At 73.3% G+C, this 26,715-nt stretch carries 31 protein-coding genes; 25 read left to right on the forward strand and 6 right to left on the reverse strand.

All coding sequences use genetic code 11. The annotated features are described in order from the left end of the window. Window positions 1-121 precede the first annotated feature (121 nt). The 6 genes from DZA62_RS06980 to DZA62_RS07005 all read left to right on the forward strand — a co-directional run bounded on the left by DZA62_RS06980 (window position 122) and on the right by DZA62_RS07005 (window position 5,519). Window positions 122-571 (forward strand): helix-turn-helix transcriptional regulator, encoded by a 450-nt coding sequence (locus DZA62_RS06980; RefSeq protein WP_116948174.1) that lies wholly within the window; start codon window positions 122-124, stop codon window positions 569-571. Between the two features lie 5 nt (window positions 572-576). After that, window positions 577-987 carry a VOC family protein gene (locus tag DZA62_RS06985; protein ID WP_116948583.1) on the forward strand — a complete coding sequence of 137 codons (411 nt, stop codon included), beginning with the start codon at window positions 577-579 and terminating at the stop codon, window positions 985-987. A gap of 8 nt (window positions 988-995) precedes the next feature. Then, the gene (locus DZA62_RS06990; RefSeq protein ID WP_198663499.1) at window positions 996-2,228 is read left to right on the forward strand and encodes an MFS transporter; all 1,233 of its coding nucleotides are present in this window, start codon (window positions 996-998) and stop codon (window positions 2,226-2,228) included. Window positions 2,229-2,271: 43 nt separating this feature from the next. Next, complete coding sequence (locus DZA62_RS06995) at window positions 2,272-3,273, forward strand: hypothetical protein (protein ID WP_116948175.1); 1,002 nt, start codon at window positions 2,272-2,274, stop codon at window positions 3,271-3,273. A 69-nt stretch (window positions 3,274-3,342) separates the two neighbouring features. Next, the gene (locus DZA62_RS07000; protein WP_116948176.1) at window positions 3,343-4,104 is read left to right on the forward strand and encodes an SDR family NAD(P)-dependent oxidoreductase; all 762 of its coding nucleotides are present in this window, start codon (window positions 3,343-3,345) and stop codon (window positions 4,102-4,104) included. Window positions 4,105-4,346: 242 nt separating this feature from the next. Next, on the forward strand, window positions 4,347-5,519 hold the full coding sequence (locus DZA62_RS07005; RefSeq protein WP_116948585.1) for a Cmx/CmrA family chloramphenicol efflux MFS transporter: 1,173 nt from the start codon (window positions 4,347-4,349) through the stop codon (window positions 5,517-5,519). On the opposite strand, the gene DZA62_RS07010 is transcribed toward DZA62_RS07005, so the two are convergent. Continuing rightward, complete coding sequence (locus DZA62_RS07010) at window positions 5,485-6,207, reverse strand: IclR family transcriptional regulator (RefSeq protein ID WP_046771421.1); 723 nt, start codon at window positions 6,205-6,207, stop codon at window positions 5,485-5,487. The genes DZA62_RS07005 and DZA62_RS07010 overlap by 35 nt on opposite strands. An 83-nt stretch (window positions 6,208-6,290) precedes the next feature. Here DZA62_RS07010 and leuC point away from each other — a divergent pair, with 83 nt between their 5' ends. From leuC to DZA62_RS07025, 3 genes are all read left to right on the forward strand, one after another. Then, window positions 6,291-7,700: a 3-isopropylmalate dehydratase large subunit gene (gene leuC / locus DZA62_RS07015; protein WP_116948177.1), complete on the forward strand. Its 1,410-nt coding sequence runs from the start codon at window positions 6,291-6,293 to the stop codon at window positions 7,698-7,700. A 24-nt stretch (window positions 7,701-7,724) separates the two neighbouring features. Further along, on the forward strand, window positions 7,725-8,315 hold the full coding sequence (gene leuD, locus DZA62_RS07020; protein WP_116948178.1) for a 3-isopropylmalate dehydratase small subunit: 591 nt from the start codon (window positions 7,725-7,727) through the stop codon (window positions 8,313-8,315). A 130-nt stretch (window positions 8,316-8,445) separates the two neighbouring features. After that, window positions 8,446-9,450, forward strand: a complete 1,005-nt coding sequence (locus DZA62_RS07025) for an HU family DNA-binding protein (RefSeq protein ID WP_116948179.1) — start codon at window positions 8,446-8,448, stop codon at window positions 9,448-9,450. A gap of 86 nt (window positions 9,451-9,536) precedes the next feature. Here the strand turns inward: DZA62_RS07025 and cofC are convergent, their stop codons facing one another. After that, complete coding sequence (gene cofC / locus DZA62_RS07030; protein WP_116948180.1) at window positions 9,537-10,181, reverse strand: 2-phospho-L-lactate guanylyltransferase; 645 nt, start codon at window positions 10,179-10,181, stop codon at window positions 9,537-9,539. Between the two features lie 114 nt (window positions 10,182-10,295). Between cofC and DZA62_RS07035 the strand changes: the two genes are divergently transcribed. From DZA62_RS07035 to DZA62_RS07045, 3 genes are read left to right on the forward strand one after another with little or no spacing between them, the layout of a single operon-like run. Next, window positions 10,296-11,084, forward strand: a complete 789-nt coding sequence (locus DZA62_RS07035; protein WP_198663500.1) for a lysophospholipid acyltransferase family protein — start codon at window positions 10,296-10,298, stop codon at window positions 11,082-11,084. Continuing rightward, a complete protein-coding gene (locus DZA62_RS07040) occupies window positions 11,081-12,088 on the forward strand; it encodes an NAD(P)H-dependent glycerol-3-phosphate dehydrogenase (protein ID WP_116948181.1) in 1,008 nt (335 codons plus the stop codon). Before DZA62_RS07035 ends, DZA62_RS07040 begins: the two co-directional genes overlap by 4 nt. Further along, window positions 12,078-13,223, forward strand: coding sequence for a D-alanine--D-alanine ligase family protein (locus DZA62_RS07045; protein WP_116948182.1), 1,146 nt, complete (start codon window positions 12,078-12,080; stop codon window positions 13,221-13,223). The genes DZA62_RS07040 and DZA62_RS07045 overlap by 11 nt, the downstream gene beginning before the upstream one ends. A gap of 8 nt (window positions 13,224-13,231) precedes the next feature. Here DZA62_RS07045 and DZA62_RS07050 read toward each other — a convergent pair whose 3' ends face one another. From DZA62_RS07050 to DZA62_RS07060, 3 genes are read right to left on the reverse strand one after another with little or no spacing between them, the layout of a single operon-like run. After that, window positions 13,232-13,750 carry a GNAT family N-acetyltransferase gene (locus DZA62_RS07050; RefSeq protein WP_116948183.1) on the reverse strand — a complete coding sequence of 173 codons (519 nt, stop codon included), beginning with the start codon at window positions 13,748-13,750 and terminating at the stop codon, window positions 13,232-13,234. Between the two features lie 9 nt (window positions 13,751-13,759). Further along, entirely contained in the window at window positions 13,760-14,221 is a 462-nt protein-coding gene (locus tag DZA62_RS07055) for a DUF3515 domain-containing protein (protein ID WP_116948184.1), read from the reverse strand. Further along, entirely contained in the window at window positions 14,200-14,460 is a 261-nt protein-coding gene (locus tag DZA62_RS07060) for an Lrp/AsnC family transcriptional regulator (protein ID WP_116948185.1), read from the reverse strand. Before DZA62_RS07060 ends, DZA62_RS07055 begins: the two co-directional genes overlap by 22 nt. 64 nt (window positions 14,461-14,524) lie before the next feature. Here DZA62_RS07060 and DZA62_RS07065 point away from each other — a divergent pair, with 64 nt between their 5' ends. The 3 genes from DZA62_RS07065 to DZA62_RS07075 all read left to right on the forward strand — a co-directional run bounded on the left by DZA62_RS07065 (window position 14,525) and on the right by DZA62_RS07075 (window position 17,098). Beyond that, on the forward strand, window positions 14,525-15,472 hold the full coding sequence (locus DZA62_RS07065) for a thiamine-phosphate kinase (RefSeq protein WP_116948186.1): 948 nt from the start codon (window positions 14,525-14,527) through the stop codon (window positions 15,470-15,472). Between the two features lie 76 nt (window positions 15,473-15,548). Further along, window positions 15,549-15,956: a YciI family protein gene (locus DZA62_RS07070; protein ID WP_116948187.1), complete on the forward strand. Its 408-nt coding sequence runs from the start codon at window positions 15,549-15,551 to the stop codon at window positions 15,954-15,956. Further along, window positions 15,953-17,098, forward strand: coding sequence for an RNA polymerase sigma factor (locus tag DZA62_RS07075; protein WP_116948188.1), 1,146 nt, complete (start codon window positions 15,953-15,955; stop codon window positions 17,096-17,098). The genes DZA62_RS07070 and DZA62_RS07075 overlap by 4 nt, the downstream gene beginning before the upstream one ends. A 65-nt stretch (window positions 17,099-17,163) precedes the next feature. On the opposite strand, the gene rpmB is transcribed toward DZA62_RS07075, so the two are convergent. Next, on the reverse strand, window positions 17,164-17,352 hold the full coding sequence (rpmB, locus tag DZA62_RS07080) for a 50S ribosomal protein L28 (protein ID WP_046771409.1): 189 nt from the start codon (window positions 17,350-17,352) through the stop codon (window positions 17,164-17,166). Between the two features lie 129 nt (window positions 17,353-17,481). On the opposite strand from rpmB, the gene DZA62_RS07085 reads away from it, so the two are divergent. The 10 genes from DZA62_RS07085 (at window position 17,482) to mutM (ending at window position 26,647) form a co-directional block, all read left to right on the forward strand. Further along, window positions 17,482-19,095: a DAK2 domain-containing protein gene (locus DZA62_RS07085; protein WP_116948189.1), complete on the forward strand. Its 1,614-nt coding sequence runs from the start codon at window positions 17,482-17,484 to the stop codon at window positions 19,093-19,095. Then, the gene (gene recG / locus DZA62_RS07090) at window positions 19,095-21,275 is read left to right on the forward strand and encodes an ATP-dependent DNA helicase RecG (RefSeq protein WP_116948190.1); all 2,181 of its coding nucleotides are present in this window, start codon (window positions 19,095-19,097) and stop codon (window positions 21,273-21,275) included. Before DZA62_RS07085 ends, recG begins: the two co-directional genes overlap by 1 nt. 85 nt (window positions 21,276-21,360) lie before the next feature. Next, window positions 21,361-22,332: a magnesium and cobalt transport protein CorA gene (locus DZA62_RS07095; protein ID WP_116948191.1), complete on the forward strand. Its 972-nt coding sequence runs from the start codon at window positions 21,361-21,363 to the stop codon at window positions 22,330-22,332. Window positions 22,333-22,360: 28 nt separating this feature from the next. Further along, window positions 22,361-22,918 (forward strand): 16S rRNA (guanine(966)-N(2))-methyltransferase RsmD, encoded by a 558-nt coding sequence (gene rsmD / locus DZA62_RS07100; RefSeq protein ID WP_116948192.1) that lies wholly within the window; start codon window positions 22,361-22,363, stop codon window positions 22,916-22,918. Window positions 22,919-22,936: 18 nt separating this feature from the next. Then, window positions 22,937-23,416 carry a pantetheine-phosphate adenylyltransferase gene (gene coaD, locus DZA62_RS07105; protein ID WP_116948193.1) on the forward strand — a complete coding sequence of 160 codons (480 nt, stop codon included), beginning with the start codon at window positions 22,937-22,939 and terminating at the stop codon, window positions 23,414-23,416. 36 nt (window positions 23,417-23,452) lie between these two features. After that, a complete protein-coding gene (locus tag DZA62_RS07110) occupies window positions 23,453-24,112 on the forward strand; it encodes a hypothetical protein (protein WP_157987528.1) in 660 nt (219 codons plus the stop codon). A gap of 61 nt (window positions 24,113-24,173) precedes the next feature. Further along, on the forward strand, window positions 24,174-24,788 hold the full coding sequence (locus DZA62_RS07115) for a YceD family protein (protein ID WP_116948195.1): 615 nt from the start codon (window positions 24,174-24,176) through the stop codon (window positions 24,786-24,788). A gap of 48 nt (window positions 24,789-24,836) precedes the next feature. Beyond that, the gene (gene rpmF, locus DZA62_RS07120; protein ID WP_116948587.1) at window positions 24,837-25,040 is read left to right on the forward strand and encodes a 50S ribosomal protein L32; all 204 of its coding nucleotides are present in this window, start codon (window positions 24,837-24,839) and stop codon (window positions 25,038-25,040) included. 19 nt (window positions 25,041-25,059) lie between these two features. Continuing rightward, window positions 25,060-25,803 (forward strand): ribonuclease III, encoded by a 744-nt coding sequence (gene rnc, locus DZA62_RS07125; protein ID WP_116948588.1) that lies wholly within the window; start codon window positions 25,060-25,062, stop codon window positions 25,801-25,803. Continuing rightward, complete coding sequence (mutM, locus tag DZA62_RS07130; protein WP_116948196.1) at window positions 25,787-26,647, forward strand: bifunctional DNA-formamidopyrimidine glycosylase/DNA-(apurinic or apyrimidinic site) lyase; 861 nt, start codon at window positions 25,787-25,789, stop codon at window positions 26,645-26,647. Before rnc ends, mutM begins: the two co-directional genes overlap by 17 nt. Window positions 26,648-26,715: the final 68 nt, after the last annotated feature.

The raw sequence follows: 26,715 nt of genomic DNA on the forward strand, positions 1-26,715 counted from the left end.
TAGATGATCTTACTCCGCCAGATCGCCAAGATCAACTCGGCCGCCTCCAGCCACCCGCGGCCAGCTGCACCGGACGTCCCATCGTTGGCCGGTGTCGGCAGGGCGTGGCAGGATTCTGAAGGTGACCAGCAGCCCCGACGAGGCCCAGCGCCTGCGCGATCTCGCCCGGTTGCGGCGCGTCCGCGACCGCATCGACCGCGAGTACGCCCAGCCGCTGGACGTCGAGGCGTTGGCGCGGGGCGCGAGCATGTCCGCCGGTCACCTCAGCCGCGAGTTCAAGCGCGCCTACGGCGAGTCGCCGTACGCGTACCTGATGACGCGGCGCATCGAGCGGGCCATGATGCTGCTGCGGCGCGGCGACCTGAGCGTCACCGAGGTGTGTTTCGCGGTCGGCTGCCAGTCGTTGGGCACGTTCAGCACCCGCTTCACCGAGCTGGTCGGCGTGCCGCCGAGCACCTACCGGTCCCGCGCCGCCCAGCCGGCGCCGGAGATGCCGTCGTGCATCACCAAGCAGGTGACGCGACCGATCAGGAAACGAGAAGCGCCCACGGCCGAGGCGCAACTAGCGTGACGTCCATGGACATCACCATCCACAACACCTTCCTCCCGCAGACCGACCCCGACGCCGCGCTGGCCTTCTACCGCGACACCCTGGGCTTCGAGCTGCGCATGGACGTGGGCTACGAGGGGATGCGCTGGCTCACGGTCGGGCCGCCGAACCAGCCGGGCACGTCCATCGTGCTGCATCCGCCGGCCGCCGACCCCGGCATCACCGACGACGAGCGCCGCACCATCCTCGAGCTGATCGCCAAGGGCACCTACGGCGCGCTGACGCTGGCCACGCCCGACCTCGACGGTGTCTTCGACCGGCTGCAGTCCAGCGGCGCCGAGGTGCTGCAGGAGCCGATGGACCAGCCCTACGGCGTGCGCGACTGCGCCTTCCGCGACCCTTCGGGCAACGTCATCCGCATCAACGAAGTGGCCTGAACCGGGCGATGAGCGGCGCCGCGGCGACCGGGACCAACCGGTCCTACCGCGAGGTGCTGCGGCATCGCGGCGTGGCCGGTCTGCTGGCGGGCGACCTGCTGGCGGGGGCGGGCACCGGCATGCTGCTGGTCGCGATGCCCGTGCAGACGCTCTCGATCCACGGGAGCATGCCGCGCGCGGTCGCCATCGGGCTCGTCGCGGCCGCGCCGTTCATCCTGTCGACGATCCTGGCGTCGGTCATCGGGCTGGGCCGGGCCGGGGTGTCGCCGCGGACCCTGCTGGTCGCCGACTGCGTGCTGCGGGCGGTGACGTTCACGACGCTCGGTGTGCTGGCCGTCACCGACCGGCTGACGCTGCCGGTGCTGCTCGCCGGTCTGCTCGTCGGGTCGGTGTTCCGGCTGGCCGGGTCCAGCAGCCGCCGTCTGCTGGCCACGTCGATGGCCGGCGACGAGGGACGCTTCGCCGTCAACGGGCTGCTCGGCCTGAACACGTCCGTCGCGCTGTACGTCGTGGGGCCGGTGCTGGGCGGCATCATCGTCGCGTCCGCCGGTGCGGGGGTGGCACTGCTGGCCGACGCGGTCGGGGCGCTGATCCTGCTGGTCGCCGTCCTGGTGTCGGTTCCGCGCGACCGGGCGCCGCGCGACGCGGGGCGGCGCCTCCTCGCGGGAGAGTCGGGCTGGCGCATCCTGCGCCGCCGGCCGGTCGCGGCCCGGCTGCTGGTCGTCGTGTTCTTCTTCAACTTCCTCTACATGCCGATCGAGGTCGCGCTGCCGCTGTACGTCCGCGGGACGCTGGACGCCGGGGCGTCCGCGCTCGGCCTGCTGTGGGGCGCGCTGGGCGCCGGGGCGTTCGTCGGCGCGGCCCTGGTGAACCAGTTGCGCAACCTGCCGCAGCGCCACGTCCTGATCGCGATCATCGCGCTGTGGGGGCTGTGCCCGATCGCGCTCTCCGCCACCGGCGACCTCACCGTCGCGATGATCGTGTTCGGCCTGGGTGGCCTCGTGTGGGCGCCGTTCACGCCGGTCGCGTACAGCTTCGTGCAGTCCGGGCTGGGACCGGACGAGCACCAGCCGGTCGTCACGCTCTGGACGACCGGCGCGACGGTGGCCGCGCCGCTCGGCCTGCTCGCCGGCGGGCCGCTGGTCGAGCTGGCCGGGGTCACCGGCGGGCTGGTGCTGTCGGGCGCGTTGACGCTGCTCCTGCTGCCGATCGCCGCCGTCGCGGTGCTCGGCAGACGGTGAACGGGTTTGTGCCCGGGGCCCGGACGGCGGAGGATCGGTGCGCATGGACGGGTCCACCGCGGTGGAGATCGCTTGCGACGAGTCCGGCTCCGAGGGTGAGCGGCTCGCCGGCGGCAACACCGACGTCTTCGGCTACGGCAGCGTCCGCATCGACGCCGCCGCGGCCGCCGCGTGCGTGGCCGAGCTGCGCCTGCGCATCCGCTCGCCCGCCGTCGAGTACAAGGCCAACCACCTGCTGCGCAGCAAGCACCGCGACGCGCTGGCCTGGTTCCTCGGCGCCGACGGCCCCATCGTCGGGCAGGCCCACGTCTACCTCGTCGACAAGCCGTTCCTGCTGGTCACCCGGGTCGTGGCAGAGGTGGCGGGCGGTCCCGCCACGGCGGCGGCCGCACTGTACCGGGCCGGGCCGCGCGCCTTCGGGACGCAGGGGTGGACGGCGTTCCTGACGGCGTCCAACGACCTGCTGCGGGCGGCCGGGCGGCGCCCGGTGCCGGACGATCCGGCGGCGGCGTTCGCGGTCGCGGTGGACGCACTCGCGGTGGACGGACTCGACGTAGTGGGCGCCGGGGCCGCTGCCGGGGCTGACGCCGTCGCGGTCGTCGATGCCCTGCGGGCCGGACGGGAGCGGGCCGCGCAGCTGCGCGACGAGATCGACCGCGCGCCGGGCGCCGTCCCGTCGCTGGACCCGCTGGTCCCCGCGTTCGCCCGCGTCGTCGAACACTGGAGCGACGGCGGACGGCCGGTCCGGGTGCTCCACGACGAGCAGCGCATCCTCACGCCGGAGCGCATCGCGGCGGCCGGGACGCTGCACGGGCGGCTGGCCGGGCTGCGGTTCGCCGACTCGATCGTCGAGCCGCGGGTGCAGGTCGCCGACTTCCTCGCCGGCGTGGCCCGGCGCATCGCCGAGGACGAGCTGGCCGGCTCGCACGATCCCGAGCTGGCCGGCCTGCTCAGCCCGTACGTCGACCCGGGCTCGGTGTGGGCGGACGAGGCGAGCTGGGCGGCGTTGGACCAGCGCCACGTCTCCTCGACGCGGGCGAGGTAGGCCTCCGCGGCCGGAAGCCGCCCAGCGGACGGGCCGGGGTTGTCGGAGGCGACGGCTACGGTCGGGGACATGGATCTTCGTGACCGGGTGGCCGTCGTCACCGGCGGGGCGGCCGGCGCCGGCCGGGTCGTCGTGTCGGCGCTGGCCGGGCGCGGTGCCATCGTCCTGGTCGCCGACGCCGACGGCCCGCGATGCGCCGAGACCGTGGCGGCGGTCGAGCTCTCCGGCGGGCGGGCCGCCTCGGTGGTGGCCGACCTCTGCGACGACGCTGCCGGTGACGCGCTCGTCGACGCGGCGCTGCGGCTGGGCCGGCTCGGGCTCCTGGTCAACAACGCCGGCGGCTGGGGCGACGCGGGGCGGCGGTTCCCCGACGCCACGCCTGACGAGTGGGGCCGGGTTCTGGAGCTCAATCTGGGTGCGCCCATGCGGCTCACCCAGGCCGTGCTGGCGCCGCTGCGAGCGGCCGGCGGCGGAGCGGTGGTCAACGTGGCGTCGGGCGCGGGACTGGAGCTGTCGCCGTACGAGTCACCCGAGTACGGGGCGGCCAAGGCGGGGCTGATCCGGTTCACCGCAGCGGTCGCACGGCTGCGCGAGACCCATGGGGTCCGGGTGAACTGCCTGGTACCCGGCTGGATCGGGCTCGATCGCGCGCACGCACAGCTCGCCGCCATGCCGGCGGCCCGGCGGGCCCACGCGCCGCCGTTGGTGCCGCCGGAGCGCGTCGCCGCGTCGGTCGTGCATCTCGCCACGGCCGACGACCTCTCCGGCCGCGTGCTCGTCCTGCGCGGCGGGCGCGAGCCGGACCTCCTCGACCCGAAGCCGTTCGAGTAGCCCGGGCCCGGCGGCGCGGAAACCCGTCGCGCGGGGGCGGAGCGGCACCGTAGGCTCGGCCTGTGCGCAGCCCGGAAGCGTCCAGATCGCAGCCACCGGCCGACCGGTGGCCGGCTCGACGCTGCCCGCGTGCGGGTGCACCGCGGCAGCGGCGCGCCTGACCCGCTCGCGCGCTCGAGCGCGCTGACTCCACCGGACCGGCCCATGCGTCCATCGCCGTTCCGGGTCTCGTGGAGTCCGTCATGCCTGTCGTCGTCTACCTGCTCGCCCTGGCCGTGTTCGCCCAGGGCACGTCCGAATTCATGCTGGCCGGTCTGGTGCCGGAGATCGCCGCCGGCCTGTCCGTGTCCGTCCCCGCCGCCGGTTCGCTGACCTCCGCCTACGCCGTCGGCATGATCGTCGGGGCGCCCGCGATGGCGCTGCTCAGCCGCCGCTGGTCACCGCGTGCGGCGCTGCTGGGGTTCCTGACGGCGTTCCTGCTGGCACACGTCATCGCCGCGACGACGGGGACGTACGCGGTGCTGGCCGGCACCCGCGTGGTCGCGGCACTGGCGAACGCCGGGTTCCTGGCCGTCGCGCTGGGGACGGTCGCCGCGCTGGCCGGGCCGCGAGCGACCGGACGGGCGACGTCGGTCGTGTTGGGCGGCGTGACGGTGGCCTGCATCGCCGGCGTGCCGGGCGGCGCGTGGCTCGGGCAGCTGTGGGGCTGGCGGGCGCCGTTCTGGGCCGTGGCCGTCGCGTGCGTGCCGGCGCTGGTCGCGATCGCCCGCACCGTCCCGCGCCGGGCGGCGGACCGGCCGGAGGAGGCGCCGACGTCCGCGCGGGCGGAGCTGGCGGTGCTGCGCCGCCCTCGGCTGCGGCTGATCCTGCTGCTCGGCGCGCTCCTCAATGCCGCGACGTTCGGGGCGTTCACCTACCTCGCGCCGATCGTGACCGACGTCGCGGGACTGGGGGAGGGCTGGGTGCCGCCCGTGCTGGCGTTGTTCGGGCTCGGCGCGTGCGCCGGCGTGACGGCCGGCGGCCGGATCGCCGACCGGCCGGGAGCGGGCCGCACCCTGGCCGCCCTGACGACGGCGCTGCTGACCGGCTGGGTGCTGACGGCGCTGCTGGCGCACCGGCCGGCCGTCCTCCTCGCGGGCGTCGCCGTGCAAGGGGCACTGTCGTTCGCCGTCGGGTCGGCGCTGATCGCCCGCTCGCTGCAGGCCGCGACGGGCGCGCCACGGCTGGCGGGCGCCTATGCGACGGCGGCGATGAACGTCGGTGCCGCCGCCGGGCCGTGGCTGGCCGGCGCCGCGCTCACCGCCGGGGACCGGTCGCCCCTGTGGGTGAGCGCCGCGCTGGTGGCGGCGGCCGTCGCGACCGCCGCGGGCCGGCAACGACTCAGCCGTCCTCCGCGCTGCGCAGCACGCCGGTGAGGTGCTCGGCGGCGGCCAGGACGGCGGGTGCGTGCACCCGCCCGGGCTGCCGGGTGAGCCGCTCGATCGGCCCGGAGACCGAGACGGCGGCGACGACGCGGCCGCTGGAGGAGCGGATGGGCGCGGACACCGACGCGACGCCGGGCTCGCGCTCGCCGACGCTCTGCGCCCAGCCGCGCCGGCGGACCGCGGCCAGCATGGTGGCCGTGAACCGGGCGCCTTGCAGGCCGCGGTGCATCCGCTCGGGCTCTTCCCAGGCCAGCAGCACCTGGGCGGCGGACCCGGCCAGCATGGTGACGGTCGCGCCGACGGGGATGGTGTCGCGCAGGCCGCTGGGCCGTTCGGCGGCGGCGACGCAGATGCGTTGGTCGCCCTGGCGGCGGAAGAGCTGTGTGCTCTCGCCGGTCGCCTCGCGCAGCCGGGCGAGGACGGGGCCGGCGGCGGCCAGCAGGCGGTCCTCGCCGGCCGCCGTGGCCAGTTCGCCGAGCCGCGGTCCGAGCACGAATCTGCCGTGCAGGTCGCGGGAGACGAGCCGGTGGTGCTCCAGCGCTACGGCGAGACGGTGGGCCGTCGGCCGGGCCAGTCCGGTCGACGCCACCAGGTTGGCAAGGGTGGCCGGGCCTGCCTCGAGGGCGGACAGGACGAGTGCCGCCTTGTCTAGAACGCCGACTCCGCTAGAGTTGTCCATGACTCGATATTGCCATCTCAACATGCGAGATCGCAAGTGGTGTGTATCCACCGAGATCATGCGACCGACGAACGGAGCAGGTGATGGGCAAGACCCTGGCGGAGAAGGTGTGGGACGCGCATGTCGTGCGTCGAGCCGAGGGTGAGCCTGACCTCCTCTACATCGATCTTCATCTTGTCCACGAAGTGACCAGTCCGCAAGCCTTCGACGGCCTGCGACTGGCCGGCCGCCCGGTCCGCCGTCCGGACCTCACGCTGGCCACCGAGGACCACAACACCCCGACCGTCGACATCGACCAGCCGATCGCCGACCTCACCAGCCGCACGCAGATCGAGACGCTGCGGCGCAACTGTCAAGAATTCGGTGTGAGGCTGCATTCGCTCGGTGACGCCGAGCAGGGCATCGTGCACGTCGTCGGCCCGCAGCTGGGCCTGACGCAGCCGGGCCTGACGGTGGTCTGCGGCGACTCGCACACGTCGACGCACGGGGCCTTCGGTGCACTCGCGTTCGGCATCGGCACCTCTGAGGTCGAGCACGTGCTCGCCACCCAGACGCTGCCGCTGCGGCCGTTCAAGACGATGGCGATCAATGTCGAGGGAACGCTGGGGCCGGGCGTGACCGCGAAGGACATCATCCTCGCGGTCATCGCCAAGATCGGCACCGGCGGTGGTCAGGGCTATGTCCTGGAGTACCGAGGAAGTGCGCTGGCCGGGCTGTCCATGGAAGCCCGGATGACGATCTGCAACATGTCCATCGAGGCCGGTGCCCGCGCCGGCATGATCGCGCCCGACGACACGACGTTCGCCTACATCGACGGCCGTCCGCACGCGCCGAAGGGCAAGGAGTGGGACGCCGCGCTGGAGTACTGGCGCACGCTCTACACCGACGACGACGCCGTGTTCGACGCCGAGGTGAGCATCGACGCCGACGCGCTCGAGCCGTTCGTCACGTGGGGCACCAACCCGGGGCAGGGGCTGCCGCTGTCGGCGTCCGTGCCCGACCCGGACAGCTTCGCCGACGAGAGCGAGAAGGCGGCCGCCCGGCGGGCGCTGGAGTACATGGCGCTCGAGGCCGGCACACCGCTGCGCGACATCGCGGTCGACACCGTCTTCATCGGCTCGTGCACCAACGGCCGCATCGAGGACCTCCGGGCCGCGGCCGCCGTCGTCAAGGGCCGCAAGAAGGCCGACACCGTGCGCGTGCTCGTCGTGCCCGGCTCGGCGAAGGTCCGGCTGCAGGCCGAGCAGGAGGGCCTCGACGAGGTCTTCACCGCGTTCGGCGCCGAGTGGCGGCACGCCGGCTGTTCGATGTGTCTGGGCATGAACCCCGACCAGCTGGCGCCGGGCGAGCGCAGCGCGTCCACGTCGAACCGCAACTTCGAGGGCCGTCAGGGCAAGGGCGGCCGCACCCACCTGGTCAGCCCGCTCGTGGCGGCCGCGACGAGCGTGCGCGGCACGCTGTCGTCGCCCGCCGACCTCGAGCCGGCCGGCTGAGCGCCCGCACAAGGAGACATGGCAATGGAGAAGTTCATCCGGCACACCGGTGTCGGTGTCCCGCTGCGGCGCAGCAACGTCGACACCGACCAGATCATCCCGGCGGTGTACCTCAAGCGGGTCACCCGCACCGGCTTCGAGGACGGCCTGTTCGCGGCGTGGCGCGGCGACGAGACGTTCGTGCTGAACAACGAGGCGTTCGCGTCGGGCTCGGTGCTCGTCGCCGGCCCCGACTTCGGCACCGGCTCGTCGCGCGAGCACGCCGTCTGGGCGCTCAAGGACTACGGCTTCAAGGCGGTGCTGTCGTCGCGGTTCGCCGACATCTTCCGCGGCAACTCCGGCAAGCAGGGCCTGCTCACCGGTCAGCTCAGCCAGGACGACATCGAGCTGATCTGGAAGGCGCTCGAGAACGTGCCCGGCACCGAGGTGACGGTCGACCTCGACCAGCGCGTCGTCACGTGCGGCGAGATCGTCGCCCCCATGCAGGTCGACGACTACACCCGCTGGCGGCTCATGGAGGGCCTCGACGACATCGGGCTCACGCTGCGGCACACCGACGCCATCGACGACTTCGAGACGGCCCGCGCGTCGCACAAGCCGCGCACGTTGGTCTGATCGAGTTCGTCCGGACCTGCGTCGTTCATCCGGCGTTGTGCATGCGGCCACTTACCGTACTCCTCGCCGTCTGCCGTCTATGGTGGATGACTGAGACTCGCCCGCCGGGCGGGACGGCTGAGGAGCAACGGTGGGGAAGAAGAAACTGATCGACCGCATTGCCGACGGTTTCGACGGCAACCGCGAAGTGGCGCAGCACGCGCTCGACTCCGTCGTCGAGGGCATCCAGCGTTCGCTGGCCGCGGGTGAGAAGGTCGCCGTCAAGGGGCTCGGCGTCTTCGATCGCGACAAGGACAAGTCCGCCAAGAAGAAGTCCAAGAAGCGCACGGTGCCGACCTTCAGCCCGGCCGAAGAGTTGAAGGACGTCGTCGCGGGCGTGAAGAAGGCGAGCACGCGGGTCAGGGAGTCGCTCTCGCTGGTGCCGGCCCAGGCCGCCGCGGTGGCGGAGTCGGCGAGCCGCTCGGTGTCGTCGGCCGCCAAGCAGGTGGCCGACGCGGTCCGCGGCGACAAGGACGAAGCTGCGCCCGCGCCGGCCAAGAAGGCGGCGTCGACGGCGCGCAAGGTCCCGGTCAGCCGCCCGGCGGCGCCGAAGAAGGCGGCCGGTCCGGCCCGCAAGACCACCACGTCCACGACGGCGGCGAAGAAGACCGCCGCCAAGAGGACCACGACCGCCGCGAAGAAGACGACGACCGCCGCGAAGAAGACGGCGGCGCCGGCGGCCGGCGCGGCGAAGAAGACGGCCGCTCCGGCTGCGCGCAAGACCACCACCGCGGCCAAGAAGACCACGACGACCGCCGCGAAGAAGACGGCGGCGCCGGCTGCGAGCAAGACCACCACCGCGGCCAAGAAGACCACGACGACCGCCGCGAAGAAGACGGCCGCGCCGGCCGCGCCGGCTGCGCGCAAGACCACCACCACCGCCGCGAAGAAGACGGCGACGACCGCCGCCAAGAAGACGACGACCGCGGCCAAGAAGACCACGGCGACCCGCAAGACCACCACGCCGGCGAAGAAGACCGCCGCGACGCCGGCGAAGAAGACCGCCGCGACGCCGGCGAAGAAGACCGCTGCGCCGTCGACCGGCACCACCACGCCGGCCGCGAGCACTCCCACGCCGCCGTCGTCGAGCAACTGACCCGGGTCCACGCGGACGACCGGAGCCGGGCGGCTGCCGCGAGCACGCCGCCCGGCTCCGTCATGTCCGGCGGCGCCGCACCGGCCCTACAGCGCGACGTCCAGCTCGGCCAGCAGCGCGGCCGTGCGCGGGCCCACCCCGAGCCGGCGGGCGTCCCAGAGGTCCACGGCGGTGTCGACGTCGCGGCGGACCGACGCGATGCCGTCGAGCTCCAGCTCGACGGCGCCGGCCAGCCGGTGCGCCGCCCGCGACCGGCCGCCGAAGGCCGGCTCGAACGCCGCGCCGGACGCGGCGGCGTAGCTGGTGGTCCCGACCCCGGCGGTGTCGGCGACGAACGAGCGCGGATGCTCGCCTGCGGCGGCCAGCACCAGTGCCAGTTCGGCCGGGCGCAGCGCGGGGAGGTCGGCGGAGAGCGACGCCACGGCCGCCGACGCGTCCTCGGCCCGCGCCGACGCCGCGCCGTGCCGCAGCGCCGCGTTCAGCCCGGCGTCGGGCGCGTCGGCCACGACGTCGGCGCCCAGCGCTCGCGCCTCGCCGGCCGCCGCGTCGTCGTCGGTCACCACGATCACCCGGGCGACCGCGGGACACTCCAGGGCGGCCTGGACGGTGTCGGCGGCGAACGCACGGGCGAACCGCGGGCGTTGCTCGCCGACGGCGTCGGCCAAGCGGGTCTTGGCGTGCTCGGGTCGCTTGACGGGAATCACGACCGTCCAGAGCTGCGGTGTCGTCATCGGGATCCAGTCTGGCGCATCGGCTCGCGCGGCGCGCCGGCGGCCGGTTCGACGTGCGCGGCCCGGGGGAGCGACACTGTGTCCGGGCATTCACGTGGGCGGAGGGAGAGGTACGTGGTGGTGCGTAGGCCGGGGGTCGGGTTCGCGTTCAGGTTCATCGCGGTCCTGCTCCGTCCGTTCCTCATGGCGTTCACCCGGCAGAACTGGCGCGGCGGGCAGTACATTCCGCCGGCCGGCACCGGCGTCATCGTCGCGGGCAACCACATCTCGCACTTCGACCCGCTGACGTTCGCGCACTTCCTGTGGGACAACGGCCGCGCCACCAGGTACCTCGCCAAGTCCGGGGTGTTCCGCGTCCCGGTCTTCGGCCGGCTCATCACGGCCGCGGGGCAGATCCCGGTGTACCGCGAGTCCCGCGACGCGTCGCAGGCCTACCGCGCCGCCGTCGCCGCCGTGCGGGGCGGTGAGCTGGTCGCCATCTACCCCGAGGGCACCATCTCGCGCGACCCCGACCTGTGGCCGATGGTCGGCAAGACCGGCGCCGCTCGGGTCGCGCTGGAGACCGGCTGCGACGTCGTCCCGGTCGCGCAGTGGGGGGCTAACCAGGTGCTGGCGCCGTACTCCAAGCGCATCCGGCTGCTGCCGCGCAAGACCATCTCCGTCATCGCCGGTCCGCCGATCCCGCTCGACGACCTGCGCGGCAAGCCGGTCGACTCCGCCGTGCTGCGCATCGCCACCGACCGCATCATGGCCGCCATCACCGACCAGCTCGCGCAGATCCGCGGCGAGGCCGCGCCGGTCGAGCGGTTCGACCCGAAGGCGGTCGGGCTGCCACCGGTCGGCGACCCGAAGCAGCGTCGCGACGAGCAGCCCGACGAGCCACAGCCGGAGGAGCAGCCGTGACCCGCGCCGCCGTCTTCGGCGCCGGCTCGTGGGGGACGGCGTTCGCGCTCGTGCTCGCCGACGCCGGCGCCGAGGTGACGATGTGGGGCCGCCGCGCCGAGCTGTGCGACGCCATCAACGCCACGCACACCAACCCCGACTACCTCCCCGGCGTCGCGCTGCCGCCGGCCATCCGGGCCACCCACGATCCCGAGGAGGCGGCCGGCCGGGCCGACCTCGTCGTGCTGGCGGTGCCGTCGCAGTCGCTGCGCGACAACCTCACGGAGTGGGCGCCGGCGCTGCCGTCGTCGGCGGCGCTGGTCAGCCTGATGAAGGGGGTCGAGCTCGGCACGGCGAAGCGGATGAGCGAGGTCATCGACGACGTCACCGGCGCCGGCCCGGCTCGCATCGCCGCCGTCTCCGGGCCGAACCTCGCACGCGAGATCGCGCAGCGGCAGCCCGCCGCGAGCGTCGTCGCGGCCGCCGACGACGACCTCGCCAAGCGCATCCAGCGGGCCTGCCACTCGCCGCACTTCCGCCCGTACACCAACCACGACCTCGTCGGCGCCGAGCTCGGCGGCGCGGTGAAGAACGTCATCGCGCTCGCCGTCGGCATCGCCGCCGGGCTCGGGTTCGGCGACAACGCCCGCGCCAGCGTCATCACCCGCGGGCTGGCCGAGACCGCGCGGCTGGGCGCGGCGCTGGGCGCCGACGCGTACACGTTCTCCGGGCTGGCCGGGCTCGGCGACCTCGCCGCCACGTGCATGTCGCCGCTGTCGCGTAACCGCTCGTTCGGCGAGCAGCTGGGCCGTGGCATGACGGTCGCCGAGATCGTCGCCGGCACCCGCCAGATCGCCGAGGGGGTCAAGTCGTGCGAGTCGATCCTCGACCTCGCCGGGCGCCACGACGTCGACATGCCGATCGTCCAGCACGTCACCGGCGTGGTCCGGGGCGACTTCACCCCGGCCGAGATGGTGGGGTCGCTGCTGTCCCGCTCGGCGAAGCCTGAACGTCATGGACATTGAGGACGGTAGGGTCGACGAGGTGTTCACGTCGCAGGACCGCCGCATCAAGGTCGCCGTCGTCTTCGGCGGCCGAAGCTCCGAGCACGAGATCTCGTGCGTCACCGCTGGTGGAGTGCTCGCCGCACTCGACCCGCGCCGGTACGAGGTGCTGCCCATCGGCATCACGACGTCCGGTCGCTGGGTGCTGACCAGCGCCGATCCGGACCACCTGGCCATCCACGGCAGCACCATGCCGCGCGTCGACGACGAAGGCGGCACCGTCGTGCTGCCCGGGCGGGGCGAGCTGGCGGTGCAGTCGCCGGGCGAGGTGCCGCGCGCACTCGGCACGGTCGACGTCGTGTTCCCGCTGCTGCACGGCCCCTACGGCGAGGACGGCACCATCCAGGGGCTGCTCGAGCTGGCCGACGTCCGCTACGTCGGCTCCGGCGTCCTGGCCTCCGCCGTCGGCATGGACAAGCACGTCATGAAGCTGCTGCTGGCCGGCGCCGGGCTGCCCGTGGCCGAGTACGTGCTGGTGCGTCCGTCGGCGTGGGAGCCGCAGCGCGACCGCGTCGTCGCCGAGGTCGAGCGGACGCTGGGCTGGCCGGTCTTCGTCAAGCCGGCCCGCGCCGGGTCGAGCATGGGCGTCAGCAAGGCGCGCGACGCCGCCGAGCTGGAGGCGGCCGTGCTGGCCGCCCGCGAGCACGACCCGAAGGTGCTGATCGAGGAGGCCGTCGTCGGCCGTGAGGTCGAGTGCGGCGTGCTCGAGGGCCAGGGCGGCGGTGAGCCCGAGGCCAGTGTCGTCGGCGAGATCCGCCTCGGCGCCGGTCACGAGCTGTACGACTTCGAGGCCAAGTACCTGCCCGGCGACGACGTCGCCCTCGATATCCCCGCCGACCTGCCGGCCGACGTCGCCGAGCGGGTCCGCCGCATGTCCGTCGAGGCGTTCCAGGCGCTGTCCTGCGAGAGCCTCGCCCGCGTCGACTTCTTCCTCCGCGACGACGGCTCGCTGCTGGTGAACGAGCTGAACACGATGCCGGGTTTCACCCCGACGTCGATGTTCCCGCAGCTGTGGGCGAAGACCGGCATCGACTACTCGTCGCTGGTCGACCGCCTCGTCGACACCGCGCTGCGGCGGCCGACGGGGCTGCGCTGAACGCTGCGTCAGGCGGCGTCGCGCGCGTACACGACGACGTCCAGGCCGTCGTGCGTCGTCTCCTCCCAGAGGGAGAAACCGAGCCGGCGCATGACGGCGATCGAGCGGGTGTTCGCCGAGATCGTGATGGAGATCAGCCGCGGCAGGCGCAGCTCGCCGAAAGCGTGCGTGATCCAGGCCGTCGCCGCTTCGGAGGCGTAGCCGTGCCCCCACGCGTGTGGCGCGAGCCGCCAGCCGATCTCGACGTCGTCGGGGTACCAGTGGTGGCGGTGGATGCCGGTGAAGCCGAGGAACGCGCCGTCGGTGGTCCGCTCCACGGCGGCCAGGCCGTAGCCGTCGCGCAGGTGCTGCTCGCGCATCTTCGCCAGCATGGAGTCGGACGCGGCGCGGTCCAGCGGGCCGGTGGTGAAGTGCTCCATGACGGCCGGGTCGGCGTTCATGGCGGCGAACGCGTCGGCGTCGCCGGGCTCGATCGGGCGCAGGGTCAGGCGGTCGGTCACCAGGAGGGTGGGCTGGGTGGTGGGCACCGCCCGACGTTAGCGCAGCCCGCGCTCCGGATCGGTGTCGAGGATCGCGGTCGCGAGGTCGGCCAGTACGTTCGCCTCGGGCGCGTAGTCGTCGGGGACGGCGACCTCGACCAGGACCTCGCGGTCGACGGCGGTGAAGAACGTCCCGCCCTCGCCCTCGTCGGCCAGCCAGCCGACGCCGTCGACGTCGTACAGCTGGGCGTCGGGCCGGTACGAGGCGGGCATCGCGACGCCGCAGCGCAGGACGATCGGCGGCTGGCCCCAAGCGGCCACGTACTCCGAGGACGGGTCGACGTCGCGCCGGACCGCGTCGTCGACGGTGTCGGGGAGGGCGTCCTGGAGGGCGGCGCAGACGCCGGCGCTGCCGGGCTCGGGCTCGTGGGGCGTGACGTCGACCGCGCCGTACCCGCAGCCGGCCAACCCCGTCGCGAGGAGGATGGCGCCCAGCGTCAGATGTGGACGACGGGGCACGTGAGCGTGCGGGTGATGCCGTCGACCGTCTGCACCTTGGCGACCACGAGCTTCCCCAGGTCGTCGACGTTGCCCGCTTCGGCGCGCACGATGACGTCGTACGGGCCGGTGACGTCCTCGGCGAGCGTGACACCGTCGATCTCGGCGATCTTCCGGGCGACCTCGGCGGCCTTGCCCACCTCGGTCTGGATCAGGATGTAAGCCTGTACGACCACGGGTTTGCCCTCCCACGCGTGCATGAAGTGTGCGGAACGGTCAACCTACCTGGTCGAGGGATCGTGCGGAGAAGAGGGAGCGTAGAGAATGCCCGACAGCGTGGGCGAGCTGGGAGAGTTCGGCCTCATCGGCGCCGTGACCGCGCGGCTGCCGCAGGGCCGCGACGTCCTCCTCGGCCCCGGCGACGACTCCGCCGTGGTCGCGGTGCCCGACGGCCGCGTGGTGGTGACGACCGACCTCCTGGTCGAGAACCGGCACTTCCGCCGCGACTGGTCCGAGGCCGCCGACGTCGGCCACAAGGCGGCCGCGCAGAACCTGTCCGACATCGAGGCCATGGGCGCCCGGCCCACCTCTCTGGTGGTCGGGCTGGGTGTGCCGGCCGACCTGCCGGCGTCATGGGCGATCGCGTTGTCGGAGGGACTGGGGGAGGAGGCGGCGCTGGTCGGCGCCTCGGTGGTCGGCGGCGACGTCGTGCGCTCGCCGCTCGTCGTGGTGTCCGTGACGGCCTTGGGCACGCTGGCCGGTGCGGAGCCGGTGACCCGGTCGGGTGCGCGGCCCGGCGACGTCGTCGCCGTCTGCGGGCGGCTGGGCTGGGCGGAGGCCGGCTATCAGGTGCTCAGCCGCGGCTTCCGGACGCCGCGCGCCGTCGTCGAGGCGCACCGCCGGCCGCGGGTTCCGTACGGGGCGGGCGCCGAGGCGGCGGCCCTGGGCGCGACCGCGATGTGCGACGTCAGCGACGGCCTGCTCGGCGACCTCGGCCACGTGGCCGCCGCGAGCGGCGTCGCCGTCGACGTCGACCCGTCGCGGCTGGAGGTGGCCGGCCCGCTGCGCGAGGTCGCGTCGGCGCTGGGCGCCGACCCGCTCGCCTGGGTCCTCACCGGCGGCGACGACAACGCCCTGGTGGCGACGTACCCGGCGGCCGTCGAGCTGCCTGAGCGATGGACGGTGATCGGCTCGGTGTCCGGCGGCTCCGGCGTGACGGTCGGCGGAGCGGCGTACGACGCCCCGGCGGGTCACGACCACTTCGCCGGCTGATGTCGAGAAGGCGGTGCCGGCTCCGTCCCTGGGGTACGAGCGGCTGGGACGGGCCGCGTGACGAAGGGGAACGACCATGAAGTACCTGCTGCTGAAGCACTACCGCGGTGGCCCGGCGCCGGTCGCCGACATGGAGCCGATCGACCGCTGGACGCCGGCCGATGTCGACGCGCACATGCAGTACATGCGTGACTTCGCCGCCCGCCTGGAGGAGACCGGCGAGTTCGTCGACGCCCAGGCGCTGGCGCCCGAGGGCACGTTCGTCCGGTCCGGCGGCGAAGGGCGCCCACCGGTGACCGACGGCCCGTTCGCCGAGACCAAGGACCTCATCGCCGGCTGGATGGTCATCGACGTCGAGTCGTGGGATCGCGCGCTCGAGCTGGCCGCGGAGTTGTCCGCCGCGCCCGGTGCCGGAGGCGTGCCCACCGACGAGTGGCTGGAGATCAGGCCGTTCCTCACCGAGGCCGCCACGGTCACCGAGTGAACGAGTCGCTGCTGCGGGAGCTCGTGCCCGCGGTCATCGGTGTCCTCGTCCGGCGCGGAGCGGACTTCGCGTCGGCCGAGGACGCCGTCCAGGAGGCCCTGATCCGGGCGCTGGACACCTGGCCGGACGATCCGCCGCGCGACGCGAAGGGCTGGCTCGTCGCGGTGGCATGGCGCAAGTTCCTCGACGCCACGCGTTCCGAGGCGTCGAGGCGCGGGCGGGAGCTGGCCGTCGAGGCCGAGCCGCCCGCCGGGCCGGCGCCCGCCACCGACGACACGCTGCGGCTGTACTTCCTGTGCGCGCATCCCACGTTGCCGCCGGCCTCGGCCGTCGCGCTGACGCTGCGTGCGGTCGGCGGCCTGACGACGCGGCAGATCGCCGCCGCGTACCTCGTTCCCGAGGCGACCATGGCGCAGCGGATCAGCCGGGCCAAGCGGCGGATCGCGGGGCTGCCGCTGGACCAGCCCGGCGATCTCGCGACGCTGCTGCGGGTGCTCTACCTCGTCTACAACGAGGGCTACGGCGGCGACGTCGACCTCGCGGCCGAGGCGATCCGGCTGACTCGTCAGCTGGTCGCGCTGACCGACGAGCCCGAGGTCGCGGGGCTGCTCGCGCTGATGCTGCTGCATCACGCCCGCCGCGCGTCGCGCACCGGGCCGGGCGGCCGCCTGGTGCCGCTGCGCGAGCAGGACCGGTCGCTCTGGGACACCGTTCTCATCGCCGAGGGCGTGACGATCCTGCAGACCGCGCTGGCGCGCGACCGGCTCGGCGAGTACCAGGCGCAGGCCGCCATCGCCGCCCTGCACGCGGACGCACCCTCGACCGCCGAGACGGACTGGGTGCAGATCGTCGAGTGGTACGACGAGCTGCTGCGCCTCACCGGCAGCCCGGTGGTGCGGCTCAACCGCGCGGTCGCGCTGGGCGAGGCGGACGGCGCACGCGCCGGGCTCGCGGCACTGGCCGACGTCGACCCCGGCGTGCCCCGCTACGCCGCGGTGGCGGCGTACCTGCACGAGCGGGCCGGCCACGTCGAGCGGGCCGCGCAGCTGTACGCCGAGGCGGCCGGCGCGGCGACCAGCGTGCCGGAGCAGCACCACCTCACCCGCGAGGCCGCCCGGGTGCGGCAGCGCCTGCAGGCCTGAACGCAGCACCGAACGACCATGAGGCGCCCCCCGAAGGGAGCGCCTCATGGTCGTTCAGGAATGCGTCAGCGGCGGGCGACCTTGCCGGCCTTGAGGCACGACGTGCAGACGTTCAGCCGCTTCGGGGTGCCCCCGACGACCGTTCGCACGGTCTGGATGTTCGGGTTCCAGCGACGCGGGGTCCGGCGGTGCGAGTGCGAGATCGAGTTGCCGAAGCCCGGGCCCTTGCCGCAGACATCGCAGGTGGCAGCCACGGAGACTCCTACTGAGACGGATTGGAAGACGACAGGTGGTGCTCGCACCGGGAACCCGGTCCGAACAACCGCCCCAGAGTACCGGGTCGGCACCGCACATCCCAAACCGGCGCGGGATAGTCTCGCCGGGTGCCACCGGTTCCCGACGCTGAGATCGTGTTGCGCTGGTGCCGTGCCGGCCTCGACGCGCTCGCGGCGGCCCGCGAGGAGATCGACGCGCTGAACGTGTACCCGGTGCCCGACGGCGACACCGGGACCAACCTGTACCTCACCATGGAGGCGGCGGTCCAGCAGGCCGAGGCCGCCCCGACAGAGCTCGCGGCGACGGCCGACGCGGTGGCGCGCGGCGCGTTGCTCGGGGCGCGCGGCAACTCCGGGATCATCGTCGCGCAGATGCTGCGCGGGGTCGCGGACGTGCTGGGCCGGCCGGGGACGACGCTCGCCGACGGCACCGCGCTGGCCGACGGCCTCGGCCACGCGGCCGACGAGGCGCGCCGCGCCGTTGCCGAGCCGGTCGAGGGCACCATCCTCAGCGTCGCCCGGGCCGCCGCCGACGCGGCCCTGAACCGCGCCCAGGCGCCGGACCCGACGCTCCCCGCCGTGGCCCTCGCCGCGGCCGCGGCCGCGCACGAGGCCCTCGACCGCACGCCGAGCCAGCTCGACGTCCTGCGCCGCGCGGGCGTCGTCGACGCGGGCGGCCGGGGGCTGACGGTGCTGCTCGACGCCTTCGACACGGTGCTCACCGGGCGGCGCCCGCTGCCGAGGCCGCGCACCGTCGGCACGCACACCGTCCCGGCGCCGGATCTGGAGCACGTGCCGGCCGCGGTCGTGGGCTCGTCCTACGAGGTCATGTACCTGCTCGACGCGGCGCGGCCGGAGGTCGACGCACTGCGGGCGACGCTGGCCGGGCTGGGCGACTCGCTGGTCGTCAGCGGCGCCGGCGAGCAGTGGAACGTGCATGTCCACACCGACGACGCCGGCGCGGCCATCGAGGCGGGCATCGCCGCGGGCCGGCCGCACCGCATCAGCGTGACGTACCTGCCGGTCCAGCACCAGGCGCCCGCCGAGGCACAGCGGCGGGTCGTCGTGGCGTTCGCCGCCGGCGACGGGCTGGCCGAACTGTTCGCCGAGGCCGGCGCCGTCGTGGTCGCCACGGCCACCGGGCACCGGCCGTCCACGGGCGAGATGCTGGCCGCCGCCGACCGCGGCGACCCCGGCCGCACCGGCGACGTCGTCATCCTGCCGAACGAGCGCGACGCCGTCCCGGTCGCCGAGGCCGCCGCGGCCGAGCTGCGCACCCACGGGCGGCGGGCCGCCGTCGTCCCCGCCGTCGCGCAGGTGCAGGGCCTGGCCGCGCTCGCCGTCCACGAGCCGCACCGGGCCTTCGACGCCGACGTCGTCGCGATGACGGCCGCCGCCGGCCAGACCCGCCACGGCGCCGTCACGATCGCCGCCCGGGCGGCCGTCACCATGGCCGGGGTGTGCGAGCCGGGCGACGTGCTCGGGGTGGTCGACGGCGACTTCGCGGTCATCGGCGCGGACCTGCTGGACGTCGCCATCGAGGTGGTCGCCCGTATGCTCGCGGCAGGGGGCGAGCTGGTCACCGTCGTCACCGGCGACGGCGCCGGACCGGGCCTCGCCGACGGCGTCGCCCGCGCCGTCCGCCGCGGCCACCCTGAGGCCGACACCGTCATCTACCGGGGTGGACAGCCCCGCTACCCGCTACTGCTCGGAGTCGAGTGATGGTCGGATTCGACACACAGCTGACCGCCGTGGTCGGCGACAAGACCGCGAAGGCGCTGGCGAACACGCTGGACCTGCGCACCGTCGGCGACCTCATGCGCCACTACCCGCGCCGGTACGTGCAGCGCGGAGAGCTGACCGAGCTCAGCTCGCTGCGCGAGGACGAACTGGTCACCGTCGTCGCCATGGTGAAGAGCGTCTCGAAGCGGAGTATGAAGAACCGCCGCGGCTCGATCCTGGAGGCGGTCGTCACCGACGGCACCGGCGAGCTGAGGCTGACCTTCTTCAACCAGGCGTGGCGCGAGCGCGACCTGCGGCCCGAGCGCATCGGCCTGTTCGCCGGCAAGGTGGGCACGTTCCGGCAGCAGCGCCAGCTCGCGCATCCGGACTACGAGATGTTCCCCGAGGACGTCACCGACTTCCGGGAGGCGGCGGAGAAGTACGCCGACGAGGTCATCCCGGTCTACCCGGCCAGCGTGAAGCTGCCGTCCTGGCTGGTCGCCAAGTCGGTCGAGGTCACGCTGCAGCAGCTCGGCGACCCGCTCGACCCGCTGCCCGACGAGGTGCTGCGCAAGCACCGGTTCCCGGGGCTGGGCGAGGCGCTGCAGGCCGTCCACAAGCCGCAGTCCATCGACGGCGCCCGGCGGGCCCAGCGGCGGCTGCGGTTCGAGGAGGCGTTCGTCCTGCAGACGGAGCTGGCCCGTCGGCGGCTGTCCACGGCCGCCATGCCGGCGACGCCGCGCCGGGCCGCCGCGGGCGGGCTGGTCGACGCGCTGGACGATCGGCTGCCGTTCGAGCTGACGGAGGGCCAGCGGGAGGTCGGTGACCGGCTCGCCGCCGAGCTCGACACCCCGCACCCGATGCACCGGCTGCTGCAGGGCGAGGTCGGCGCCGGCAAGACCGTCGTCGCGTTGCGGGCCATGCTGGCCGTCGTCGACGCCGGGGGACAGGCCGCGCTCCTGGCGCCCACCGAGGTGCTGGCGCAGCAGCACCACCGGTCGCTGACGGCGATGCTCGGCGAGCTCGCGCAGGCCGGCATGCTCGGCGGCGCCGAGCAGGGCACCCGGGTCGCGCTGCTCACCGGCTCGATGTCGACGGCACAGCGCAAGGTCGCACTCTCCGAGATCGTCAGCGGCGACGCCGGCATCGTCGTCGGCACGCACGCCCTGCTGGAGGAGAACGTCCAGTTCTTCGACCTCGGCCTCGTGGTCGTCGACGAGCAGCACCGGTTCGGCGTCGAGCAGCGGGCCGCGCTGGCGGCCAAGAGCCGCGACGGCACGCGGCCGCACGTGCTGGTCATGACCGCGACGCCGATTCCGCGGACGGTCGCGATGACGGTCTTCGGCGACCTGGAGATCTCCACGCTCTCCGACGTCCCGCGCGGGCGCGCCGACGTCGCCACGCACGTCGTCCCGGTCGACGAGAAGCCGCACTTCCTCGACCGTGCCTGGCTGCGGGTGCGTGAGGAGGTCGAGGCCGGCCACCGCGTCTACGTCGTGTGCCCTCGCATCGGCGACGACGGCGGCGCCGACGAGGAGGAGCCGCCTCCGGCCGACGACGACAAGCGCCGCCCCGTCGCCGTCCTCGAGCTGGCCGAGTACCTGCGCACCGGCCCGCTGCAGGGCGTCGGCCTCGAAGTCCTGCACGGGCGGCTGCCGGCGGAGACGAAGGACGCGGTCATGGCGGCGTTCGCGGCCGGCACGACGCCGGTCGTCGTCGCGACCACCGTCATCGAGGTCGGCATCGACGTGCCGACGGCGGCGATGATGGTGGTCATGGACGCCGACCGGTTCGGCGTGTCGCAGCTGCACCAGCTGCGCGGCCGCATCGGCCGTGGCTCGATCCCGGGCGTGTGCCTGCTGGTCACGGAGGCGCCGCCGGGCACGCCGGCGCGCGAGCGGCTGGACGCCGTGGCCCGGACCCGCGACGGCTTCGAGCTCTCCCAGGTCGACCTCGAGCACCGCCGCGAGGGTGACGTGCTCGGCGCGTCGCAGTCCGGCCACCGGTCGAGCCTCAAGCTGCTCAGGGTGATCCGCGACGTCGAGATCATCGAGCAGGCCCGCGAGGACGCCTCCGCCGTCGTCGAGGCCGACCCCGATCTCGCCCGGCACCCGGCACTGCTGGGCGCCGTCGAGGCCGTGCTGGCCGAGCAGGAGGCGGACTACCTCGACAAGGCCTGAGGCCGGTCGTCGCGGGCGAATCTCAACGGTTTCTTGACACCCGATCGGCTCGTTCCGGGCCCGCCGCCGTGCTGGAATCGACGGCGTGATCGTGGACAAGGCCGTCTATCGCGACGGCGAGCGCGAGGAGATCGGCGGCGACATCAGCGAGGCGTTCGAGCGGGCCAAGGCGCGCGGCGACTGCTTCCTGTGGATCGGCCTGTTCGAGCCGACGCATGAGGAGTTCGACCTCATCGTCGACGAGCTGAAGCTGCACCCGCTGGCCGTCGACGACGCCGTCAACGCCCATCAGCGGCCCAAACTGGAGCTGTACGGCGACACCGTGTTCGCCGTGCTCAAGACGCTCAAGCACCACGACGACGCCGCCAAGCTCGACGTCGGCGAGATCATGCTGTTCATCGGCGACGACTTCGTCATCACCGTCCGGCACGGCGCGATCAACCCGCTGGACACCGTCCGCGACCGCGTCGAGTCCGAGAAATGGCTGCTCGACGCCGGTCCGGCCGGGGTGCTGTACGCCGTGTGCGACCTCGTCGCCGACAGCTACACGCGGCTGGCCCGGCAGGTCGAGGCGGACGTCATCGAGACCGAGCGGCTGGTGTTCCAGCCGGGCGTGGCGGACGCGACCGAGGCCATCTACTCGCTGAAGCGCCAGGTGCTGCAGTTCCGGATCGCCGTCGACCCGCTGGTCCCGGTCATGGAGGACCTCACCCAGGGCCGCGTCGCGCTGTGCGCCGGGCTGAGCGAGTACTTCCGCGACATCCTCGACCACCTGCTGCGCGTCGACCGCATGGTGGAGGCGCAGAACGAGCTGCTCACCGGCGCCCTGGCGGCCAACCTGTCGCTGGTGACCATGCAGCAGAACGTCGACCTGCGCAAGATCTCGGCCTGGGCCGCGATCGTCGCCGTGCCGACGATGATCGCCGGGATCTACGGCATGAACTTCGACCACATGCCCGAACTGCACTGGTCCTTCGGCTATCCGCTGGTCGTGGGCGTCATGATAGGTGCGTGTCTGTTGCTCTATCGCAAGCTACGCCGCAGCGGCTGGCTCTGAGGTCCGTACCACCCGGCCCGGTCCGCCGATGACGCGGATCGTGGCCGGCACCGCGGGCGGCCGGCGGCTGTCCGTCCCGCCCGGCAACCGCACCCGGCCCACGTCCGACCGCGTGCGCGAGGCGCTGTTCGCGTCGCTGGAGTCGGCTCTGGGCGGGCTGACCGGGTTGCGCGTGCTCGACCTCTACGCGGGCAGCGGCGCGCTGGGCCTGGAGGCGTTGTCCCGGGGCGCGGAGCACTGCCTGATGGTCGAGTCCGACGCCCGCGCAGCCGCCGTGATCAGGGCGAACGTCAAGGCGGTGGGGCTGCCGGGCGCGGTCGTCGCGGCGTCGGCGGTCGAGCGGGTGCTGGCCACGCCGCCGGACGCCCCGTACGACGTCGTGCTGGCCGATCCGCCGTACGCGATGGTTGACGCCGAGCTGAGCGGGGTACTCGTGTTCCTGACGGCCGGCTGGCTCGCCCCCGAGGCGCTGGTCGTCGTCGAGCGAGACCGCCGCAGCGCGCCGGTGACCTGGCCCGACGACATCGTGGGTGGGCGGGAACGGCGGTACGGCGAGACCGTGCTCTGGTACGGTCACGCCCGATGAAATGACACAGGAGGACCCGTGCGCCGCTGTCTGTGCCCCGGCTCGTTCGACCCGGTCACGAACGGTCATCTCGACGTCATCGAGCGGGCCGCGAGCCTGTTCGACGAGGTGGTCGTCGGCATCGGGGCCAACGAGTCGAAGAAGGGCCTGTTCTCCCTCGACGAGCGCATCGACCTCATCGAGAAGGCGTGTGCGCATCTGCCCTCGGTCCGAGTCGAGAGCTTCGAGGGGCTCTTGGTCGATTTCGCCCGTGAACGCGGTATCCCTGCTGTCGTCAAAGGGCTGCGCGCGGTCACCGATTTCGACTATGAACTACAGATGGCGCAGATGAACTACCGCCTGACGGGATTGGAGACGTTGTTCGTGGCGACCAATCCCGATTACTCGTTCCTTTCGTCCTCTTTGGTCAAAGAGGTAGCGTCCTATGGCGGTGACGTCGCTGGACTGGTGCCCGACGTGGTGCTCCAGCGGCTTCATGAGAGATTGGGACGCCGGTGATCCCGCTCCGGCACACATGGGGGGATGGTCGTGGAAGTGCATGACAAGATCGCCGAGATCGTCGCACTCGTCGACTCGGCCCGGACGATGCCTATGTCGTCCACCGCAATGGTGAACAAACAACAGTTGCTCACTCTGCTCGACGAGGTCCGCGAAGGGCTGCCTGCCAACCTGCAGGCGGCCGAGGCGGTCCTGGGGCAACGTGAGGCCCTGCTGATCGAGGCGCGCGGCAACGCCGAGCGCATCCTGGCCGGCGCCAACGCCGAACAGGCTCGCCTGGTGGCCGACCACACCGTCACCCAGACGGCCCGGCTCGAGGCCGAGGAGATCCTGCGGCAGGCCCGCGAGCAGGCCGAGAACATCCGCAGCGACGCCGACGACTACGTCGACGCCAAGCTGGCCAGGCTGGAGATCTCGGCGGCGCGCATCGTCGAGACCGTCCGCGACGGCCGCGAGCAGCTGCGGCACCCCACCGCCTACGAGGAGCTGTCGCAGCGGCGCAACGGCCACCCGGTCGTCGTCCCGCAGCTCGACGGCGCCCACGACCCCGCCGACGACTTCAGCGCGGGCTCCGACGGCAAGGCGGAGCGGTTCGGGCCGGATGCCGACGAGTCGCTGGACGCCCCTCCATCGGGCGACCGTGACTCCCAGTCCGACAAGCTCACGTCGAGTTTGGGTCAGCGGCCGGGCGTCTAGTAGTATTCGTCGTCGGCCTCACGCCGAGGCCGAGATCTGCATGCCCGAACCAGCACGAGAGTTGACTACGCTGAGCACGCTCGATCCGCGCGCCCCGTTCGTTCTCGCTACGCACGAGCTCGGACGACGGCCGGGGTCGACCCAGCGGCTCACTCTCACGGTTCCGGCGCCTGCCGATCTCGGACTGGGCGAAGTGGTCGGGGTGCCCGAAGGGGCCGGCATCGAGTTGGACCTGCGGCTCGAGTCGGTCATGGAGGGCGTGTTGGTGTCCGGCACCGTCCGGGCCCCGTACTCGGGCGAGTGCGTGCGCTGCCTGGAGCCCGTCGACGGCGAAGTCGTCGCCGAGGTCCAGGAACTGTACGTCTACCCGGAACGGGTCGACGACCCCGACACCGAGACCGACGACGAGGAGATGCGCGTCGAGGACGACCTCGTCGACCTCGAACAACCGGTCCGGGACGCGGTGGTGCTCGCACTGCCGCAGTCGCCGGTCTGTCGGGACGACTGCCCGGGCCTGTGCCCGGACTGCGGAATCCGGCTGGCCGACCACCCGGACCACACGCACGACACCACCGATCCACGGTGGGCGGCCCTGGCCGGGTTGCTCACCGACGACACGAACGAGACCGGCTCGAACAGGGCCGGCCCGACGGAAGAGAGCCTCCCCGACCGCTGACCGCGAGGTCCCAGGTCCGGGTGAGTCTCACATGGGAAAGGAAAAACTGTGGCCGTCCCGAAGCGGAAGATGTCGCGCAGCAACACCCGCCACCGCCGCGCGCAGTGGAAGGCGAAGCTGCCCCAGGTCCAGAAGCGCACCGTCAACGGGCGCACCACCTGGGTCGTCGCGCACCGCGCCACCGTGGTCGAGGACTCCCAGGGCACGCCGCTGTTCCTGGAGTACAACGGCCGCCAGGTCGGCGACATCTGAGGGCTCGCGTAGGAGCCCCCTGGTGACGGCCGAGCCCCCACCCCTGTCCGTGCTGGAGGGGCGTCTCGGCGTGCCCATCGCCCCCCAGTTGCTGCAGCTGGCGCTGACCCACCGCTCGTACGCGTACGAGAACGGCGGGTTGCCCACGAACGAGCGACTGGAGTTCCTGGGCGACGCCGTGCTCGGCCTCGTCGTCACCGACGCGCTGTACGGGCTGCACCCTGATCTGTCCGAGGGGCAGCTGGCGAAGCTGCGGGCCGCCGTGGTCAACATGCGCGCGCTCGCGTCCGTCGCCCGCGAGCTCGAGCTGGGCCGGTTCGTCCGGCTCGGCCGCGGCGAGGAGACCACCGGCGGGCGCGACAAGTCGTCCATCCTCGCCGACACCGTCGAGGCGCTGATCGGCGCCGTCTATCTCGACCGCGGGCTGGTCGAGACCTCCGCGCTGGTGCACCGCCTGGTCGACGACCTCATCGAGGCGTCCGCGCTGCTCGGCGCCGGGCTGGACTGGAAGACGTCGCTGCAGGAGCTCACCTCGCGGCACGCGCTCGGCGTTCCCGAGTACCGCATCGCCGAAGACGGCCCGGACCACGCGAAGACATTCACCGCCGACGTCGTGGTCAACGGCGAGGTGCGCGGCACCGGTACGGGCCGCAGCAAGAAGGAGGCCGAGGCGCGCGCCGCCGAGCTGGCCTGGAAGGCGCTCAGCGAGGCCGCCGAGGCGGAGCAGGCCCCGGCCGGCGACTCCGGTGCCCGAACTACCTGAGGTCGAGGTCGTCCGCCGCGGCCTCGCCGCTCACGTCGTCGGCCGTGTCATCGACCACGTCGAGGTGGCGCACCACCGCGCCGTCCGCCGGCACGTCGCCGGCCCCGCCGACTTCGCCGGCTCGCTGGTCGAGTCCGCCTTCACCGACGCGCGGCGGCGCGGCAAGTACCTGTGGCTGCCGCTCGACGACGGCGTCCGCGCGGTCGTGGGTCACCTCGGCATGAGCGGCCAGCTGCTCGTCCAGGCGGCGGCCGTCCCCGACGAGACGCACCTGCGGGTGCGGTTCGTCTTCGCCGACGGCGACCCCGAGCTGCGCTTCGTCGACCAGCGCACGTTCGGCGGCCTGGCCGTCGCCGGGCTCGGGCCGGACGGCGTGCCCGTGCCCATCGCGCACATCGCGCCCGACCCGCTGGATCCCGCGTTCGACGACGAGACGTTCCGGCAGGCGCTGGTCCGCCGCCGTACGGGCGTCAAGCGGGCGTTGCTGGACCAGTCGCTGATCTCCGGCGTCGGCAACATCTACGCCGACGAGGCGCTGTGGCGGGCGAAACTGCACTTCGCGCGGCCCACCGACACGCTGCGCCGGCCCGACGTGACCCGGCTGCTGCAGTCGGTGCGCGAGGTCATGGCGGCCGCGCTGCGACAGGGCGGCACGTCGTTCGACAGCCTCTACGTCAACGTCAACGGCGAGAGCGGCTACTTCGACCGCTCGCTGGACGCCTACGGCCAGGAGGGGCGTCCGTGCCACCGCTGCGGCACCCCGATCAGGCGTGACCCGTTCATGAACCGGTCGTCATACACCTGCCCTCGCTGCCAGCCCCGTCCGCGGCATGCGCGCTGGTGAGAGGTGATGACCGAAACACCGGAACAGGTTGACCGAGAGGCAGGTCCGGTGCGATGCTGGTATGCGTT

It is taken from the genome of Jiangella endophytica (assembly GCF_003427025.1).
Classification (GTDB): domain Bacteria; phylum Actinomycetota; class Actinomycetes; order Jiangellales; family Jiangellaceae; genus Jiangella; species Jiangella endophytica.

Bases quoted from the DNA above. Each gene is read 5' to 3' on its own strand.
- DZA62_RS06985 (WP_116948583.1), top strand. From the start codon at position 577: ATGGACATCACCATCCACAACACCTTCCTCCCGCAGACCGACCCCGAC.
- DZA62_RS06990 (WP_198663499.1), top strand. From the start codon at position 996: ATGAGCGGCGCCGCGGCGACCGGGACCAACCGGTCCTACCGCGAGGTG.
- DZA62_RS06995 (WP_116948175.1), top strand. From the start codon at position 2,272: ATGGACGGGTCCACCGCGGTGGAGATCGCTTGCGACGAGTCCGGCTCC.
- DZA62_RS07000 (WP_116948176.1), top strand. From the start codon at position 3,343: ATGGATCTTCGTGACCGGGTGGCCGTCGTCACCGGCGGGGCGGCCGGC.
- DZA62_RS07005 (WP_116948585.1), top strand. From the start codon at position 4,347: ATGCCTGTCGTCGTCTACCTGCTCGCCCTGGCCGTGTTCGCCCAGGGC.
- DZA62_RS07010 (WP_046771421.1), bottom strand. From the start codon at position 6,207: ATGGACAACTCTAGCGGAGTCGGCGTTCTAGACAAGGCGGCACTCGTC.
- leuC (WP_116948177.1), top strand. From the start codon at position 6,291: ATGGGCAAGACCCTGGCGGAGAAGGTGTGGGACGCGCATGTCGTGCGT.
- leuD (WP_116948178.1), top strand. From the start codon at position 7,725: ATGGAGAAGTTCATCCGGCACACCGGTGTCGGTGTCCCGCTGCGGCGC.
- cofC (WP_116948180.1), bottom strand. From the start codon at position 10,181: ATGACGACACCGCAGCTCTGGACGGTCGTGATTCCCGTCAAGCGACCC.
- DZA62_RS07045 (WP_116948182.1), top strand. From the start codon at position 12,078: ATGGACATTGAGGACGGTAGGGTCGACGAGGTGTTCACGTCGCAGGAC.
- DZA62_RS07060 (WP_116948185.1), bottom strand. From the start codon at position 14,460: ATGCACGCGTGGGAGGGCAAACCCGTGGTCGTACAGGCTTACATCCTG.
- DZA62_RS07065 (WP_116948186.1), top strand. From the start codon at position 14,525: ATGCCCGACAGCGTGGGCGAGCTGGGAGAGTTCGGCCTCATCGGCGCC.
- DZA62_RS07070 (WP_116948187.1), top strand. From the start codon at position 15,549: ATGAAGTACCTGCTGCTGAAGCACTACCGCGGTGGCCCGGCGCCGGTC.
- recG (WP_116948190.1), top strand. From the start codon at position 19,095: ATGGTCGGATTCGACACACAGCTGACCGCCGTGGTCGGCGACAAGACC.
- rsmD (WP_116948192.1), top strand. From the start codon at position 22,361: ATGACGCGGATCGTGGCCGGCACCGCGGGCGGCCGGCGGCTGTCCGTC.